This is a genomic window from Rhizomicrobium sp., from assembly GCF_056722145.1.
In genome coordinates, this window is sequence record NZ_JBWZET010000247.1 from 1 (window position 1) to 17,473 (window position 17,473).

Annotated in this window: 17 protein-coding genes; 7 read left to right on the forward strand and 10 right to left on the reverse strand. The window is 64.8% G+C overall.

Features of this window, described 5'->3' with window-relative positions; all coding sequences use genetic code 11:
- Positions 1-317 precede the first annotated feature (317 nt).
- Complete coding sequence (locus tag AC1P6P_RS13285) at positions 318-1,364, forward strand: LacI family DNA-binding transcriptional regulator (RefSeq protein WP_481402925.1); 1,047 nt, start codon at positions 318-320, stop codon at positions 1,362-1,364.
- 243 nt (positions 1,365-1,607) lie between these two features.
- On the opposite strand, the gene AC1P6P_RS13290 is transcribed toward AC1P6P_RS13285, so the two are convergent.
- The 5 genes from AC1P6P_RS13290 to AC1P6P_RS13310 are packed head-to-tail and all read right to left on the reverse strand — an operon-like array spanning position 1,608 to position 5,159.
- Positions 1,608-1,883, reverse strand: a complete 276-nt coding sequence (locus AC1P6P_RS13290; protein ID WP_481402926.1) for an HPr family phosphocarrier protein — start codon at positions 1,881-1,883, stop codon at positions 1,608-1,610.
- A gap of 3 nt (positions 1,884-1,886) precedes the next feature.
- On the reverse strand, positions 1,887-2,291 hold the full coding sequence (locus AC1P6P_RS13295) for a PTS sugar transporter subunit IIA (RefSeq protein ID WP_481402927.1): 405 nt from the start codon (positions 2,289-2,291) through the stop codon (positions 1,887-1,889).
- Positions 2,292-2,346: 55 nt separating this feature from the next.
- Entirely contained in the window at positions 2,347-2,847 is a 501-nt protein-coding gene (locus tag AC1P6P_RS13300) for an HPr kinase/phosphorylase (RefSeq protein ID WP_481402928.1), read from the reverse strand.
- Positions 2,838-4,424 (reverse strand): stimulus-sensing domain-containing protein, encoded by a 1,587-nt coding sequence (locus AC1P6P_RS13305; RefSeq protein ID WP_481402929.1) that lies wholly within the window; start codon positions 4,422-4,424, stop codon positions 2,838-2,840. Before AC1P6P_RS13305 ends, AC1P6P_RS13300 begins: the two co-directional genes overlap by 10 nt.
- A 27-nt stretch (positions 4,425-4,451) precedes the next feature.
- Positions 4,452-5,159, reverse strand: coding sequence for a response regulator transcription factor (locus AC1P6P_RS13310; protein WP_481402930.1), 708 nt, complete (start codon positions 5,157-5,159; stop codon positions 4,452-4,454).
- 55 nt (positions 5,160-5,214) lie between these two features.
- Here AC1P6P_RS13310 and AC1P6P_RS13315 point away from each other — a divergent pair, with 55 nt between their 5' ends.
- The gene (locus AC1P6P_RS13315; protein ID WP_481402931.1) at positions 5,215-6,072 is read left to right on the forward strand and encodes a class I SAM-dependent methyltransferase; all 858 of its coding nucleotides are present in this window, start codon (positions 5,215-5,217) and stop codon (positions 6,070-6,072) included.
- A gap of 64 nt (positions 6,073-6,136) precedes the next feature.
- On the opposite strand, the gene AC1P6P_RS13320 is transcribed toward AC1P6P_RS13315, so the two are convergent.
- Together AC1P6P_RS13320 and AC1P6P_RS13325 are read right to left on the reverse strand one after the other, a co-directional pair.
- A complete protein-coding gene (locus AC1P6P_RS13320; RefSeq protein WP_481402932.1) occupies positions 6,137-8,104 on the reverse strand; it encodes an OPT family oligopeptide transporter in 1,968 nt (655 codons plus the stop codon).
- A gap of 164 nt (positions 8,105-8,268) precedes the next feature.
- A complete protein-coding gene (locus AC1P6P_RS13325) occupies positions 8,269-10,245 on the reverse strand; it encodes an OPT family oligopeptide transporter (RefSeq protein WP_481402933.1) in 1,977 nt (658 codons plus the stop codon).
- A 227-nt stretch (positions 10,246-10,472) separates the two neighbouring features.
- On the opposite strand from AC1P6P_RS13325, the gene AC1P6P_RS13330 reads away from it, so the two are divergent.
- Genes AC1P6P_RS13330 through AC1P6P_RS13345 form a run of 4 tightly spaced genes read left to right on the forward strand, consistent with a single transcriptional unit; the run spans position 10,473 to position 13,251 of the window.
- Entirely contained in the window at positions 10,473-11,378 is a 906-nt protein-coding gene (locus tag AC1P6P_RS13330; RefSeq protein WP_481402934.1) for a hypothetical protein, read from the forward strand.
- 22 nt (positions 11,379-11,400) lie between these two features.
- On the forward strand, positions 11,401-12,303 hold the full coding sequence (locus AC1P6P_RS13335) for a hypothetical protein (RefSeq protein WP_481402935.1): 903 nt from the start codon (positions 11,401-11,403) through the stop codon (positions 12,301-12,303).
- 28 nt (positions 12,304-12,331) lie between these two features.
- Positions 12,332-12,952 carry a hypothetical protein gene (locus tag AC1P6P_RS13340; protein ID WP_481402936.1) on the forward strand — a complete coding sequence of 207 codons (621 nt, stop codon included), beginning with the start codon at positions 12,332-12,334 and terminating at the stop codon, positions 12,950-12,952.
- Positions 12,949-13,251 (forward strand): winged helix-turn-helix domain-containing protein, encoded by a 303-nt coding sequence (locus AC1P6P_RS13345; protein ID WP_481402937.1) that lies wholly within the window; start codon positions 12,949-12,951, stop codon positions 13,249-13,251. Before AC1P6P_RS13340 ends, AC1P6P_RS13345 begins: the two co-directional genes overlap by 4 nt.
- Before the next feature lie 276 nt (positions 13,252-13,527).
- Here AC1P6P_RS13345 and AC1P6P_RS13350 read toward each other — a convergent pair whose 3' ends face one another.
- On the reverse strand, positions 13,528-15,444 hold the full coding sequence (locus AC1P6P_RS13350; protein ID WP_481402938.1) for a methyl-accepting chemotaxis protein: 1,917 nt from the start codon (positions 15,442-15,444) through the stop codon (positions 13,528-13,530).
- A 264-nt stretch (positions 15,445-15,708) separates the two neighbouring features.
- On the opposite strand from AC1P6P_RS13350, the gene AC1P6P_RS13355 reads away from it, so the two are divergent.
- On the forward strand, positions 15,709-16,023 hold the full coding sequence (locus AC1P6P_RS13355) for a hypothetical protein (RefSeq protein ID WP_481402939.1): 315 nt from the start codon (positions 15,709-15,711) through the stop codon (positions 16,021-16,023).
- A gap of 140 nt (positions 16,024-16,163) precedes the next feature.
- On the opposite strand, the gene greA is transcribed toward AC1P6P_RS13355, so the two are convergent.
- Together greA and AC1P6P_RS13365 are read right to left on the reverse strand one after the other, a co-directional pair.
- Positions 16,164-16,637, reverse strand: coding sequence for a transcription elongation factor GreA (greA, locus tag AC1P6P_RS13360; protein WP_481402940.1), 474 nt, complete (start codon positions 16,635-16,637; stop codon positions 16,164-16,166).
- 509 nt (positions 16,638-17,146) lie between these two features.
- On the reverse strand, positions 17,147-17,473 hold a 327-nt coding region (locus AC1P6P_RS13365), incomplete at its 5' end, for a hypothetical protein (protein WP_481402941.1).

The following is a 17,473-nucleotide window of genomic DNA, read 5'->3' on the forward strand; positions in this document are numbered from 1 at the left end:
TTTTAATCTGACCCCAAACCCGTGCTATAGGAGGGGGGCATGAACGAGGGGGCGAGCCTGCGGCTACGACGTGACGTTCCTTGCGCACCTACGTGTACGACAGCGCCACCCCATTTCGTCAATCGCACATTCGGCCAAACCATCGGCCAAACTATCGGCAATATGCTGGCCGATGGATTGAGTAGCAGCGGGCAAACAGTCCCAGACTTTGATCCCGGGCGCGTCCGGGTTGACAAGTTGCGGAATTCCAGACGCCGAAACGCGTGCGTCCGGGCGGCCAGATACACGCCCGCGATCCTTGTGCTACATTCTCCGCCATGAATCCTCCCGCCCCGCGCAGCAAGAAAAAGGCCGTCACCATTTATGACGTCGCCCAGCGGGCGCGGGTGTCGATCAAGACCGTGTCGATGGTGCTCAACAACCTGCCGGTGGTCAGCCCCGAAACGCGGGCGCGGGTGCAGGAGGCGATGCGGGCGCTGTCGTATCATCCCAACCAGCTGGCGCGCGGGCTCGCCAGCCATCGCTCGTTCATGCTCGGCCTGTTCATCGACGGCGCCGCCATCGGCTCGAACTACGTCGCCCAGATCCAGATGGACATTCTGCGGGCGTGCCAGAAAGAGGGCTACCACCTCGTCGTCGAATACGTCGAACCGTCGGCGCCCAATCTCGCCGAGCAGGTGCAGGGGCTGATGGTGCAGTCCGATCTGGCCGGCGGCATCCTGATCCCGCCGCTCAGCGATCTCGACGGGCTGATCGAAACCCTGAAGCACACCGAAACCCCGATCGCGCGCTATTCGCCCGAGCATCCCACCGCCGGTTTCATCGATGTCGACATGGACAACGCGGAAGCCGCTTTCGACATGGCGTCGTACCTGATCGGGCTCGGCCACCGGCGCATCGGCTTCGTCCACGGCGAGACCGACCACGCCGACGCCCGCGCCCGCTTCGAAGGCTATTGCCGGGCACTGCACGCCCACGATCTCGCGATCGAGAACGAGCTCATCGTGCCGGGCGATTTCGCCTATCGCTCGGGCATGGAAGCGGGCGAGGTGCTGCTGGCGTTGCCGAGCCGTCCGACCGCGATCCTCGCCGCCAACGACGACATGGCCGCCGGTGTGCTGGCCGCCTCGCTGCGCTTCAATCTGCGGGTGCCGGAAGACCTTTCCATCGCCGGCTTCGACGATTCCACCTTCGCCCGCGCAATGTGGCCGCAACTGACCACCTGCCGCCAGCCGCTGGCGGAGATGACCGAGGCCGTGGTCGCCGCCCTGATCCGCCGCGAACCGCTGGAAACCGCCAGCCTGATCTTCCCGCACGAACTGATCATCCGCGGATCAACCGCAGCGCCGATAAGACGGGCGTGATTTTTGGTGTCATCCCCGGCGGAGGCGCGAAGGACCGGGGACCCAGGAATATCCGGCAAGACGATTTCTGAGGAGACGAAGCGCGGGTCATCGTCGAAAGCGCGAAGCGTCAGGCACCTGGGTCACCGCTCGGGCGCGTTGCGCCGTTCGCTTGCCGGGGATGACAAGAAGGGAGGGGCGCGTTCGGGATGACAAGAAGGGATGGGCGCGTTCGAGATGACAATTGGGGGAGGAATGAAGGCGTCAGTCTTCGCCGAATTTGGCTTCCACCAGCGCCAGGATCGCGGTGAGGGCTTCTTGCGAGTCTTCGCCGGCGGCGGAGATTTCCACTTCGCTGCCGATCGGGGCGGCGAGCAGCATCAGGCCCATGATCGAACGGGCATCGACGCACTGGCCGTCTTTCGACACCGTGATGTGGGCCTTGAAGCGCGACGAGCACTCCACCAGCTTGGCCGAGGCCCGCGCGTGCAGGCCGCGCTTGTTGACGATCTTCGCCGTCGCCTTGCAGCAGGACATCATCGCTCAGGCGCCGCCGAACAGGTCGGCCGAGCCGGCGCGCATGTATTTGCGGCCCGCCTCGATGGCGTCGTTGACCGCCACTTCCAGCGGCTGGCGGGTGCGCGCGTCGCACAGCTTGATCAGGCTCGGCAGGTTGACGCCCGCCAGCACCTCGATCTTGCCTTTCTCGAGGAGGGTGAGCGCCAGATTGCAGGGCGTGCCGCCGAACATGTCGGTGGCGATCACTACGCCGTCGCCGAGATCGACCGACTTCACCGCCGCTGCGATTTCGCGCTGGCGGCGCTCGATGTCGTCTTCGGGGCCGATGCAGACGGCGCGCAAGTGACTCTGCGGGCCAACCATGTGCTCCATGGCCGAAATGAACTCGTGGGCGAGCCGGCCGTGGGTGACGAGAACGATACCGATCATGATCCAGTCCAGAAGGAGGCGGAACGATAAAGAACCATTCTAAGCCCCGGTAGTATTAAATTGGGTTGATGTCGTCCCGGTGCAAGCCCTTTGCGTAGGCTGCCGCCGCGGCCACCACCTTGGCCGGTGTGGAGGCCTCGAAGGAGCGCAGGCTTATAACCGGTGGCGCGCTCTCCGGGGGGAGGCGCAGGGCCGCAGGGACCGCAAAAGAACGGTGTTCGGGCAGGCGCGGGACGGCTATTCCGAGTTCGACCACCAAAGTGACCTGCGTTTGCGTTGCGGAAGGAACTTCGAGGATGCCGACGCCTCGCACTTCCAGCAATCCGGCAATCCGCTTAGGCGGTTTTGCGTAGAGACGGCCGCGCGCAACGTACAGATCGGTACGGTCGTCGGAAACCAGCTTCGCCCCCGCCGCGATCAACCGGAGCGCGAGGTCGGATTTGCCGCTGCCGCTGCGACCGATAATGAGAACCCCGCACGACGCCGGCGCGCCGAACGCCGCCCCCGCCTTGCCGAGGCGGACACAGGTCGCGTGGATGTTGACGGTTACTGCCATGATACCGCCAGCGGCAGCTGGACGACGAAGCGGGCGCCGCCCTCGGGCCGGTTCTCGGCCCACACCTGGCCGCCGGTGCCTTCGGTGATCTGGCGCACGATCGACAGGCCGAGGCCGGAGTTCTTGCCGAAATCGTGATCCTGCGGCCGCTCGGTGTAGAAGCGCTTGAAGATGGTTTCGAGATTTTCGGGCGGGATGCCGACGCCCTGGTCGTCGACGGTGATGATGATCCAGCCCGGATCGGTGTGGGCGGAAATCGTCACCGTGCCGTCCTTGGGGCTGAACGACACCGCGTTGTCGACGAGATTGCGGATCACCTGACCGAGGCGCTCGTCGCGCCCCATCACGGCGGCATCAGCGGGCAGATTGAGCTTGAGCGCGACCTGAACGCCGCGCGGCAGCTCCATCATCTGGTAAATCTCGACGATGGTCTCCAGCAGCTTGGCGATGTCGACCGCGGCGGCGGTCTCGCGGCTGAGTTCCGCATCGAGGCGTGAGGCGTCGGAAATGTCGGTGATCAGCCGGTCGATGCGCTTGACGTCGGCGCGGACGATGCCGAGCAGGCGCACGCGGCTGTCCTCGTCGGTGGCGCGCGTGAACATGTCGACGGCGCTCCTGAGCGAGGTCAGCGGATTCTTCAATTCGTGGGCGACGTCGGCGGCGAAGCTTTCGATGGCATCGATGCGGTCGTAGAGGGCGCGGGTCATGGCGCTCATGCTTTCGGCGAGTTCGCCGATTTCGTCGCCGCGGTCGCTCATGTTGGGCACCTGTTCGCGGCCGGCCTTGCCGCGGCGGACCCGGTCGGCGGCCTCGGCGAGGCGGCGCATCGGTTCGGCGATGTTCCACGACAGCCACAAGGAGGCGATCAGCATCATCAAGGTGGCGATCGCGAACACCTCGATCAGCTTGGTCCGTTCCAGGCGCAGGATGTCGTCGATGTCGCCGCCTTCGGTCGAGACGAACAGGACGCCGTGGATCGCCTTGAAACGCTGCACCGGCGCGGCGGTCGACAGCACCAGCTTGTTGTGCTCGTCGACGCGCTTGGTCGAGGTGACGTTGCCTTCCATCGCGGCGTTGACTTCGCGATAGACCCGCCCGTCGTCGCCGCCTTCGAGATAGGGCTCGTAATGCTGGTTTGGACGAATGCCCATGATCGATTCATAGACGCTTTCGCACCAGCGCTTGAACCGGCTCCAGCGGTCGATCGGCGGCAGGTCGGCGACCTGCACCGCATTGCGCGAGAGGATGTAGCGGGTGTCGACGATGAGCTGGCCGTCGGTGTCGTAGAGCCGGGCCCTCAGCCGCGTCGGGCCGACCAGATCGCGCAGCAGGGCGTTGGCGCTCTGCACGTTGATGCCGCGACCTTCGGTCAGGGTGGCGTATTCCGACAGGGTCGAGGCGACGACGCGGGTCTCTTCCTCGACGCCGGTGACGCGCTCGTCGACCAGATTGGCGCGGCTCGTCTGCACCCAGGTCACGCCCGCGATGATCACCGCGAACACGATGGTGTTGAGAAGGATGATGCGCCACCGCAAAACCGAGTGGCGGGGTTCACCCTTGGGGCCGAAGAACTTCATCCAACGTATTCCGCCGGATCGCGAGACCTAGATTTCGCGATACCGGTATCCGACTCCGTACAGCGTTTCGATCGCCTCGAAGCTGTCGTCGACCTGCTTGAACTTTTTGCGCAGGCGCTTGATGTGGCTGTCGATGGTGCGGTCGTCGACATAGACCTGATCGTCGTAGGCGGCGTCCATCAGGCTGTCGCGGCTTTTCACGAAGCCGGGGCGCGCGGCGAGGCACTGCAGGATCAGGAACTCGGTCACCGTCAGGCGCACCGGCTTGCCTTCCCAGGTGCATTCGTGGCGCTGCGGGTCGAGCGCCAGCTTGCCGCGGATAAGGGCTTCCTTCTTGGCTTCCGGCGTTCCGGCCGGCGCCGCCTTGTGGGCTTCGGCGCGGCGCAGGACCGCTTTCACCCGCTCCAGCAGCAGGCGCTGCGAAAACGGTTTCCTGATGTAGTCGTCGGCACCGGCGTTGAGGCCCATCAACTCGTCGATTTCCTCGTCCTTGGAGGTGAGGAAGATCACCGGGATGTTCTCCTGCACCTGACGCAGCCGGCGCAGCAGTTCGAGGCCGTCCATACGCGGCATCTTGATGTCGAGAATCGCCAGATCGGGTGGAGTCGCGGTCAGCGCCGTCAGCGCCGAAGCGCCATCGGAGAAGGTTCGAATGTGATAACCTTCCTGCTCCAGCAGCATCTGGACGGAGGCCAGAATGTTCTTGTCGTCGTCGACGAGTGCAATGTTCGCCATGGCTCGGGCTCAATGAATGCTGGGGCCACTATAAGGTGCCCGCGCGCAAAGCAAAATGACGGATCGGAACATGTCTGATTTCAAAGAATTTCAACCCCGCCGGTTCCGTACCACGGTGGCGGCCTACACCCGGTTTCGGCTCGGCTATCCCGACGGGCTGATTCGCCGCGTCATCGCCGCGGTCGGACTTCAGCCGGGCGATCCGGTGCTCGACCTCGGCGCCGGGCCGGGGCTGCTGGCCCTCAAATTCGCTCAGGCCGGGATGGCGGTGACCGCCATCGACCCCGAGCCCGAGATGCTGGAAGCCCTCAATAACGCTGCGAAAGCGGCAAATTTGGCGGTTCGGGCGCTGCTCGGCAGCTCATTTTCGATGCCGCCGGGGATCGGACCTTTCCGGCTGGTGACCATGGGGCGGGCCTTCCACTGGATGGACCGGGCCGCCACCGCCGCGGCGCTCGACGCCCTGGTGCTGCCCGGTGGGGCGCTGGCGCTGTTCGATGACGAGTTCCTGACCACGGGCGAAAACCGCTGGCGGACCGCCCTGGACACAGTCGCCTCCCGCTACGGCGCCGACGCCGCACCGCACCGCAAAGAGCGCGCCGACCCCGCCCACCGCTCCCATGAGTCGATTTTGCTCGAATCACCCTTCGCCCATTTGGAGACCCTGGGCGAGATCGTACGGCGGGAATCCACCGCCGACGACATCGTCGGCTACGCCGCCTCGCTGTCGGTGACCTCGCCCGAAGCCCTGGGGATGCGCGCCGCCGCGTTCGAGTCCGAGCTGCGCGCCGCCCTGGCAGCGCTGTCCCCCGACGGCCGATTTGTCGAGATCGCCGAGATGAAGGCGCTGGTGGCGAGGAGGGGGTGCGAAATGGGGTCAGAGTGGATTTTTCCCGCTGGCCACCGGGCCTGATCGAGGGGCTGGCTCCGAAAATCCACTCTGACCCCATTTTAAAGATTTTTCGAGATGCCGGACGTTACGTCCTTGCCCGTCGTGCCAGCCAGCCGCCGAGTTCGAGGATCATCAGGGCGAAGATCATCCAGCCGATGGCGGGGGCGGGGCCGAAGGTTTCGCTGACCAGGGCGAGCGGGGCCGCCTTGCCGGAGGCGACGATGAAGCCGGCATAGAAGACGCCGAACAGGCTCTCGCCGACGATCATGCCCGAGGCCATCAGCACGGTGAGACGGCGGGTCTGTTCCGGCGTGCGGCCGCGGCCTTCCGGACGGCGCTTGGCGCTCCAGCGGTCGAAAACGCAGCCGAGCATGGCGCCGAGCACCACCGGCGCCGTCACCGCCATCGGCAGGTAAATGCCCATGCCGATCGCCAGCGGCGGCAGGCGCAGCCATTTGCGGCAGCCGAAATATTCGTCGAGCAGCACGACGAAGGAGCCGATGCCGGCGCCGATGCCGATCATGCGCCAGTCGAGCTGCTGCTCGATGACGCCGCGCGCCAGCGTTGCGATCAAATTGGCCTGTGGCGCCGACAGCGCTGCGCCGACCGCGGTATCGGGGCGTGGCCCGCCGGCAAAGCCGTTGGCCTGATTGAGCAGGTTCAGCACCGGCGGGATCACCAGGGCGCCGGCGACGACCCCGATGATCAGCGCGATCTGCTGCGCCCGCGGCGTGGCGCCGAGAATTTGGCCGGTCTTCAGGTCCTGCAGATTGTCGTTGGAGATCGTCGCCATCGCGAACACGATCGCGGTCGTGAACAGCGCAAACGCGACGAGCGGCCGGGTGTTGGCGGCCGAGGTGTGGACCAGCGCCACCAGCAGCGTCGCCGCGATCAGGATGGCGAGGATGCCGACGCCCGAAATCGGGCTGTTGGAGGCGCCGATCAGCCCCGCCATGTAGCCCGTCACTGCCGCCACCGCGAAACCGCCGATGACGACGAACGGCAACAGCGATGCGGTCAGGCTCCAGGCGTTGCCGGCGAACGGCGTGCCGCCGAGAAAAATGTTGAGCAGTACGGCGACCACCACGAGGCATAGTGCCGACAAGCCGGCGATCCAGCGCGGCGACAGGTCGAGGTCGCGGCTGTCGTCGGGGTTCAGCGGTGCGTGCGATGCCTTCACGGTCGCGATGACGCCGCGCACCACCGGCACCACCAGTTTGACCAGCGTCCACAGCGCGGCCACGCCCATCGCGCCGGCGCCGATAAAGCGGACCTTGTTGTACCAGATGTCATGCACGAAGGTCCTGAGCGGGATGCCGTCGTGGGGCGTCAGCGCCGACAGGATCGGCACCGCGCCAAGCCAGGCAATGGCGACGCCGAGCAGCATGGCGACACCGACCGACAAGCCGACGAGATAGCCGGCACCGAGCAGGGCCAGCGAAAACGACATCGTGAACCCGGTCGAAACCGGGCCGATCTGGAAATAGCTGCGCAAGACGGTCGACATCACCCGCGTGGCCTGCGTGACGGCCATGATCAGCGACGCCAGCGTGCCGAAGATCACCGCCTTGAGGCCGACGCGCGTTTCGCCTTTGGCATCGGGGCTGAAGCTGTGGCCGACCTCGAGCACCTCCGCCGCCGCGACGCCTTCGGGATAGGGCAGGTCGGAGTTGGTCACCATGGCGCGGCGCAACGGGATCGTGAACAGGACGCCGAGCACGCCGCCGGCCGCGCACAGCGCGAACACGGTCCAGAACGGAAAGCCGCTCCACCAGCCGACGATGACAAGGCCCGGCAGCACGAACACCATCGCCGACAGGGTGCCGGCGGCCGACGCCATCGTCTGCACGATATTGTTCTCGAGGATCGTCGAATTGCGGAAGACCGACAGCACCGCCATCGAAATCACCGCGGCTGGAATGGACGTCGCGAAGGTGAAGGCGACCTTCAGCCCGATGTAGACGTTCGCGGCCGTGAAGACGAACGTAATGAGGATGCCGAGGACGATGCCGCGGACCGTGATCTCTTTGATATGAAGGCCAGGAATACTCACTTAGGAATCCGACTGTGGTGACAACCGGCGGATTCTAATCAGCTAACGTCTAAGGAATTCTGGAGCGGGTGCCGCGATGCGTCGCCGTGACGCGAACATTTCCTGTGCCTGCCAATGATTTGCACATAAACGAGGCAGCAGTACCCGCTCAGTTTTTTCTAATTTCAAACCGCCTTCTTCACGCGCTGGATCGTCCAGCCATACAACAGCGCGATCAGCGCGCCGAAGGTGCCCCACGCAATCGCGGTCGCCCACGGGAAGTCGGCGCCGATCACGGCGATAGGTGACCCCGGGTCAGCCACCTTGATGTAACCGACCTGCGCCGCCACGATCAGCCCGGCATAGAGCACGCCGAACAGGCTCTCGCCGACGATCATGCCCGACGCGACCAGCACCGCGAGCCGCTTGGCATGCTCGGGCGATTTGCTGCGGTTGGCCCACATGTCGAAGAGGTGCCCGATCACGGCGCCGATCACCACCGGCAGCGTCACCGCCATCGGCAGATAGATGCCCATGCCGACGGCGAGCGGCGGCAGGCGCAGCCATTTCAGCCGGCCCAGCACTTCGTCGAGCACGATCAGGCCGACGCCGACGAAGCCGCCTTCGATGATGCGGTTCCACGGGATGTTGCCCTCGATCACGCCCTGCGCCAGCGCGGCGATCAAATTGGCCTGTGGCGCGCCGAGCGCGTTCTTCGAGATCACGCCGGGCGCTCCGGCAAAGCCGCTCGCCTGATTGAGCAGGTTCAGCACCGGCGGGATCACCACCGCACCGGCAAGCACGCCGATGATGAGGGCCCACTGCTGCGCCCGTGGCGTCGCGCCGACGAGCTGGCCGGTTTTCAGGTCCTGCAAATTGTTGTTGGAGATGGTGCCGATGGAGAACACCACCGCCGTCGCAAACAGCGCGAACGCCACCAGCGCCTTGCGCTCGCCGGGGCCGCCCGGTGCGGCCACCGCCATGAACAGCGTGGCGCAGATGATGACCGCCAGAATGCCGACGCCCGACAAGGGGCTGTTGGAGGCGCCGATCAGGCCCGCCATGTAGCCGGTGATCGCCGCTACCGCGAAGCCGCCGATGAAGATGAAGGGCAGGGCGGTCCAGATCAGGCTTGCGGTTTTCGCCGCCAGCGGCGTCGGGGCGAGGAAGGTCTGCAGCAGCCAGCCGATGAAGGCGAGCGCCACCACCGTCAGGATCACGATCCAGAACGGCGACAGGTCGACGTCGCGGGTATCGCCGCCGGCCATCTTGGATGCCTTGTGCGCGGTCATGGTCGAGATCACGCCCTTGATCACCGGGCCGGTGAGCTTGGTCAGCGTCCAGATCGCCGCCACCGCAATGGCACCGGCTCCGATGTAGCGGACCTCATGCGAGCGCACGCTTTCGACGAAATCGGCGATATCGCCGTGGAACGGCACACCGGCGGTCAGCACCGGCAGCGCCACGCCAAAGGCGATGAAGACGCCGACCAGCATGGCGACGCCAACCGACAGGCCGACGAGATAGCCGGCACCGATCAGCGCCAGCGAGAACTGCATGCCGTAGCTCGAATAGCCGGGACCCGCCTTGAAGGTGCCGTCGGACTCGAGCATCCCGAGCCGCGAATACGACACGAACGACAGCACCGTGGCGCCGATCGCGCCCCAGACGACAGCGAGCAGCCCTTCGTTGGAATCGGCGCTCTTCTCTTCGCGCGCCTTCGAACCCACCTGCAGCACTTCGGCCGCTGCAACGCCTTCGGGATAGGGCAGGTCGGAGGTCGTCACCATGGCGCGGCGCAGCGGGATTGTGAACAAGACGCCGAGCACGCCGCCGGCGGCGCAGATGCCGAATGAGGTCCAGAACGGGAAGTCCACCCACCAGCCAATGATGATCAGGCCCGGCAACACGAAGATGATCGCCGACAGCGTCCCCGCCGCCGAGGCCACCGTCTGCACGATGTTGTTCTCGAGGATCGACGAGTTCTTGAACGCCGACAGCACCGCCATCGAAATCACCGCCGCCGGAATCGACGTGGCGAACGTCAGCGCCACTTTCAGGCCGATGTAGACGTTGGCCGCCGTGAACACGACGGTGATCGCGATGCCGAGCAGAATCCCTCGGACGGTCAGCTCGGTGACTTTCTTGGCGCCAGTACTCACGGCAGGTCCCCACGGTTTTTGCTGGCGCCGGACGGCTGATTGCCTGTTTTCCGGTCGCGCTTCTTATCCAGGCGCACAGTGAACACCTCCGCCCGGTAAGGAAAGAGTTTTTAACTTCAAAGCCTTGGCGTGCGGCAGTCGGTCAGGGGTTGGTTTGGCAATGAAGTACTTTACATTATGAAGTACTTTTGCTATTGTCACTTTCAGATTGGAGAGGGATTGCCCCGATGCGCACGAATGTGGCGGCAGATGCCGCCGGGACGGAACAAAGCCTGCCGAAAGCGGCCGCGGTTTGGAGTTTGAAAACGGCCGCCTTGGCGCTGACGTTGATCGCCAGTCTGGTGGTCGCCGCGATGGCGATTCCGGTGGCGCTGAAGCCGGGCGGCGACGGGCCGCTCAGCATCGGCGCGGCGATGCTCGTGGTTAACGGCCTCGCTGCGATCGCGCTGGCGCTGCTGGCGAGCCGGGCCCGCGTCGGCGGCTGGCGGCTGGCGCTGCTGGTGTTCGTGGCGCTGTTCGGCATCCAGACCGCGGTAATGCAGCTCGAGTCCATCTACTACAACGACGCCATCAAGCTGCCGCTCGAGGCATTGGGTGGGATCGTTGCCCAGGCCGCTGTGCAGGCGCTGATCACGTCGGTGATGGCCGCGCTGCTGTTTCGCCCGCGCGCCGAGCCGGTGACCGAGGTGCCGTCGCATTTGCTCGCGCGTCTCGTCGTGCTGACCTTCGTCTATGTCGCGCTGTACTGGGGCGCCGGGTTCTTCATCGCCTGGCAGAGCGAAGTCGTGCGCGCCTATTACGGCCACGGCATTCACATCCGGCCGCTGCCGACCTTCGCGTTCCAGTCGTTCCGCGGCGCTTTGTGGGCGATGATCGCCCTCTATGTCGTGGCGCGCCTGAAGGGGTCGCTCGCCAGCCGAGCCGTCGTGATGATGCTGCTGTTCGCGGTGCTGACCGCAGCCCAGCTTCTCTATCCCAACCCCGTCGTGCCGTGGGCCGTGCGCCAGGTGCACATCGTCGAAATCGCCGTGTCGGAAGCGGCCTACGGCGTGATTGCCACCGTCGTACTGATGGCCGGGACACGCCGGACCACCACCACCTCGTTCCTGCGCCTGTTGACCGGGCGCGCCTGAAACTTCCTTGGAGGGAAAACCGATGACCGAACTCGCTATGCCTTTGGCACACCGCAATCCTGCCGTCGCCGCCTTGTTGTGGGTGCTCAAGACGGTTGTGCTGTGGATCGCCGCGCTCGCCGGATGCATCGTTGGCGGAATGGCTGTGCACATCAACCTGCCGCCGCCGCTGGTCGATGGACCGCTGACCACGGGAGAGGCCTTCCTGGTCGTGAACGGCCTGATCGCGGTGGCGATGGCCGCGGTCGCCGCCAGCGCCCGGGTGCGCGGCCTCAAACTCTCGCTGCTGCTGTTCGCCGGCTATTTCCTGATCAGCACCGCGATGATGCAGATCGAGACGCTGTGGTTCAACGAAAGCCTGAAGCTGCCGCTGGCGGAGATCGGGCACATTTCGGAAGTCGCCGCCATCGCCGCGGCGGTCGTTGCGATCGCCGGTGCGCTGCTGTTCTGGCCTGAGCCGGCCGAGGCGACGCCGGTGCCGGCCTCGCTCACTTGGCGCATCGCGATCATGGCGATCGTGTACGTCGTCCTCTACTACGGCGCCGGAATGTTTATCGCCTGGCAGAGCGCGGCGGTGCGGGCCTATTACGAAAACGGCATCCACATCGCCTTCGTGCCGACGGTGCTGTTCCAGATTCTGCGCGGCACGCTGTGGGCAATCATCGCGCTGTTCATCGTCACCCGCCTTCAGGGCTCGCTGGGACGCCGTGCGCTGGTGATGGGCATCCTGTTCTCGGTGATGTCGGCGGCGCAGCTGCTTTATCCGACCTCGTTTTTCCCCTGGCCGGTGCGTGCGGCGCATCTGATGGAAGTGGGCTCGTCCGAGTTCGTTTACGGCGTGATCGTCACCTTCGTGCTGCTCATCGGGGCGAGCAGGCGTCCGCTCGAAGGCGGGGTCTGGCGCGCCATCGCCGGTCAGGCGTAAACCTACCACTGTGATACGGAGAATCGACATGGGCGACGAAACCTCCTTGCGTGAAGACATCTCTTTCCTGCGCCAGATGGCCGAAAGCGGGCGCCGGGGTCCGATCCTGGGCGGCATCTTCCTGGTCGTCGCCGGTGTCGTGTTCGGACTGGCCTGTGTCGTGTCGTGGCTCGGCTATCAGGACGTGCTGCCGATCCACGGCTGGGGGCAGGTCTATCTCTGGCTGGTGGCCTTCGCGGTGTTCTGGGTGGTGTGGTTCTTCCTGTTCGTGCGGATGCGGGCCGTCCAGAACGCGATCGGGCAGGGCAGCGCCAGCGCCACGTTCGGTGTGATCTGGGGCGTCTGTGGCCTGGGCGTGATCGTGTGCTTCGCGACGGTGGAAATCGTCGCCTGGCGGCTGAACGCACCGGTGGTTCAGGCCGGATTCGTGCCGGTGATCTTCGCGTTCTACGGCACCGCCTGGCTCGCCAACGGCGCGTTGGGCAAGCGCCGCTGGATGCTTATCGCCGGCATCAGCGCGTTCGCCTTCGCCGTCGTCATGGCATTGCTGTCGAACACCACGTCGCAGGTGCTGGGCATGGGCGCCGGCCTGTTGCTGCTGCTGACCCTGCCGGGCCTTAAGCTGGTGTCGGAACAAGCCAAGCCATGAGCGACGAGTTCGACATCAGCCGGATCGACGACGTCATTCACGGACGGCTCAGGCTGGGCGTGATGGCGTACCTGTCCGGCAGCGGCAGTGCCGAGTTCAACGAACTGAAGGCCAAGCTCTCGGCCTCCGACGGCAACCTGTCGGTGCAGCTGCGCAAGCTGGAAGAGGCGGGCTATGTCGAAATCGAGAAGACCTATTCCGGCCGCAAGCCGCTGACCCGCGTCTCCCTCACCGACAAAGGCCGCACCGCCTTCGTCACCTATCTCGACGCCATCGAGAAACTGCTGCCGAAGGCGTAAGGCTGTCATCCCCGGCAAGCGATGGCGGCGCAGCTGTCGAGCGCGACCGGGGACCCAGGTGGTGGGGAAGCACTGACGCTCGTGGCGATCTGCAGACCCGTTGAAATCGTCTTGCCTGCGCAACCTGGATCCCCTTTCCCTCGCGCCCCCTCAGCGCTACGCGCATCGGAGCACTCGGCCGGGGATGACAGTTAGCCAAAAGAAACGGAGCAAGGCGGTGAACCTTGCTCCGAGAGGGGATTGGCAACGGGGGAGATACCCCGACTTTACGAAGGTCTAGAACTCGACCCAGTCATCGGCGGGCGCGGCTTCGGCGGCGGCCGGAGCGGCGTTGACCGCGATTTTCTCGCGCTTGGGCATCGGCTTGGGCGCCAGCTTCGGCTTTTCGGCAACGGGCCGCGCCTTCTTGACCGGCGCCGCCGACTGGCTGGCGATGATCTGGCCATCGACGCCGTTGACCTTGAAGCGGCCGAGCAGGTTGGCGAGGTTTTCGGTCTCGGTCGCCAGCGAATGGCTGGAGGCGGTCGACTCTTCGACCATCGCCGCGTTGCCCTGGGTGACGCCGTCGAGTTCGGCCACCGCGGTGTTGACCTGGGCGAGGCTGTTCGACTCTTCCTGGGCCGACGCGGTGATCTCGTTGACGACGTCGTTGATCTCGGTGACCTGGGTGACGATGCGGTCGAGCGCCTTGCCGGCTTCGACCACCAGGCCGACGCCCTGGTTGATCTTGGTCGTCGAGGTGCCGATCAGCGACTTGATCTGCTTGGCGGCGTCGGCGGAACGATGCGACAGGGCGCGGACTTCCGACGCCACCACCGCAAAGCCCTTGCCGGCATCGCCCGCGCGCGCCGCTTCGATACCGGCGTTGAGGGCGAGCAGGTTGGTCTGGAACGCGATCTCGTCGATGACGCCGACGATCTGGCCGATCTGGGCCGCACTCTTCTCGATTTCATGCATCGCCGAAACCGCGTCGGTGACGACGTGGCCGGTGCGGGTGGCGTCTTCCTTGGCGGTCGAAACGGCGTCGCGGGCGTTGATGGCGCCTTCGGCGGTGCGCTTCACGGTCGCGGTGATGTTGTCGATCGTGGCGGCGGTCTGTTCGAGGGTTGCAGCCTGATGCTCGGTGCGGCGCGACATGTCGTCGGCAGCGCGGCTGATCTCGGCCGATCCGCTCTGGACGTTGAACATCACCTGCCAGATGACGCGCAGCGTGTCTTCGAGCTTGTGCATCGCGGCATTGTAGTCGTCGCGCACCTTGGAATAGCCGCCCTTGAACTCGTCGCGAATGCGATGGGTGAGGTCGCCGGCCGCCAGGCTATTGAGCGCCCTGGCGAGAGCGGCAACGACGGTGTCCACCGCCTTGCGGGTCTCTTCCTGATCGCGACGGGCTTCCACCAGGCGCGCTTCGTTGTCGCGGAAGACCTCCAGCGACTTGATGATGGCGCCGAACTCGTCACGGCGTTCCATGGCTTCCAAATCGACGTTGGTGTTGCCGCCGGCGAGCGTTTCGGTCGCATCGGCGATCTTCTTGACGTCGTGACGCAGCATGATGACGGAAAGAGCCGCCATCAGGCCGACCAGCAGAAGGGTCAGCAGCGCGATGGTCTGGATCGAATTCTGCGTCGCGGCGGAATGAGCGGCGCTGGCCTGGGCCTGCGCGTTGGTCTGTTCCTGCGTCGACTTCACCACCTGATCGAGGGTGGCGAGCATGCCCTGATAGCTCTTCTCGAACGGATCGATGAAGCTGACCGCGGCCGAGAAGTCGGCGCTCATCATCGAGCCGACGAGGTCGACGGCGCTCTTGGTCTCATCGACCTGCTTTTCGAGCTTGACCAGCAGCGGTTTCTGCGAGGCGTTCATCTTCGGCTCGAGCGCCTTCAGACTCGCTTCGATGCTGTTGAAGTCCGCGATCAAATCCTTGGTTTGCGCGTCGATCTTGCCGGTATCGATCTTGCCGGCCTGATGGGTCAGGAGCATGTAGACCTGGCCGTGCGCATCCTGGATCCGCTGCGCGACGTTCTTCATCTCCAGGCTTTTCACCATTTCGACGTCGACGACGTTGCGCAGGTCCTGCGCGGAATCTTTTTGTGCGTTGATGGAAACCCACGCCACGCCAGCCAGCGCGATGAGCGCGACGGTCGGTGCGAAGGCGATCTTCACGAGAAGCGGCATATCCGCCAGACGAAAACCCATTACTGCCAATCCCTGTTTAGTTCCCCCGTCCGGACCCACCCGGACGCAGCACTATCGCCCAGAGATGCTCACCAGCGGCTTAACAACAAACGTGCGCGGAATTGCTGCTGCGCGGTTAAGCGCAGGCGCGGCGGTAATAGTCCGTTAATCAAGCTTGCCGCCGCTCGCCGATTGGTTAGGCGGGGCGACGGAATTTTAATCAGTGACACTTATCGTGTGCCCATCCGGCGCTCAGACCGGAAGGCTTCTAACGGGTGGGTTGAGATGAGCACGATGAGATTCGGCGTGTTGGCTGGCGGTGCCGCCGTGGCGATGTTGATCGCGACACCGGCGGTGGCTGGCAGCCTGGCGGAACAGTTTGCTTCCTGCGCCTCCAAGTTTGCGAGTTCTTCGAAAGCGGCCAGCGTGATGCTGGAATGCACTGCGGCTGACGGCAAGCTGACCGACTGCAAGGTCGTGGATGCGCCGACACCGGCGGCCGGATTCGACAAGGCGGCGATGTGCGTCGCCGAGGCGCTGCCGGTCGGGTCGCGTACCGGCTCGATCAAGGTTCCGATCAAGTTCGAACCGTCCAAGTAGGACGATCTCAGCCCGGGCAGCGCATGTTGGGACGGCGGTTCGCCCACCGGTTGACGAAAACGCACGCTTCCTGCCGTACGCGCGGGAAGCGTGCTTTGTCGCGCGCAGTTACACTCCCGCGAGGGGAATGGGCATTTGCGTCAGATCCACTCGACCTTGAGGACTTCGTAGCTCCGTGCGCCGCCGGGGGTGGCGACTTCCACCGTGTCGCCCTTGTTCTTGCCGATGATGGCGCGGGCGATCGGGGATGAGATCGAGATGCGGCCGTTCTTGGCGTCGGCCTCGAAGTCGCCGACGATCTGGAACTTGCGGTCTTCGTCGGTGTCTTCGTCGACGATGGTCACGGTGGCGCCGAATTTCACGGTTGAGCCCGACAGCTTCGACACATCGATGACGTCGGCGCGTCCGATCTGGTCTTCCAGTTCGATGACGCGGCCTTCGATGAAAGCCTGGCGCTCCTTGGCGGCATGATATTCGGCGTTTTCGGAGAGGTCGCCATGCGCACGCGCTTCCGCAATCGCCTTGATGATCTCGTGGCGTTCGACGTTTCTCAGTTGATCGAGCTCCACTTCGAGGGCTTTGTAGCCCGCAGCGGTCATCGGTAAGCGTTCCATGGTCTGTCTATCCTGATATCGTCAAAGCCTCTCCCTCCCGCGTCAAGCGAGGCCCAGAGGCCAGATGCGGCAGTGAAGAAACTTTGTTAATGCCCTGTTTTGCCAGCGCTATATCGCTCCGACACAAAGCAGAAGCGGGTAAAATGTAAGGCCCCACGGCCCCGACTTCAAGGGCCGGGGCCAGCAAGACTGCCCGTTCGGGCGTTTACGACCAGCAGTATGGCTGCAAACGGCCGCGTCTTCCAGTCGTTGAATAGTACGTGGCCGAGGTTAAATGTTTGCGCGGCTTGCCTTGCGTAGAAAGTGTCCCGACGACAGAGTCCGCAGCAACGCCAAGCGGTAAGGCCTGATAACCTCCGGCCGGTCCCAGCCCGATTGTGGCAAGCTTGTGGCCAACGCCTTGATGCGGTTGCTGTCCATGAGTCGCTCCCGGTCCGCCGACTGGCGTTCATGCCAGTCCGCGCCTTGGCGGTCGTGACGGGTCTTTTCGAGGATGGCGGAGGGCTCGGTCAGTCCGACAGGAAATCTTCCTGGGGCGGGCGGTACTGCAGCGGGCGCACGTCGAGGGTTCCGGCCCTGAGGGCGGCGATGGCTTCGGTCGCGGCGGCGGCTCCGGCCATGGTGGTGTAGTAGGGCACCTTCATGGTCAGCGCGGTGCGCCGGATCGACATCGAGTCCGAAATCGCACGGGCGCCTTGCGTCGTGTTGAAGACGAGCTGCACTTCGCCGTTCTTGATCGCGTCGACGATATGCGGGCGCCCCTCCCGGACCTTGTTGATCGCCTTGACCTTGAGACCCGCCGCTTCCAGCACCTTGGCGGTGCCGCGGGTGGCGAG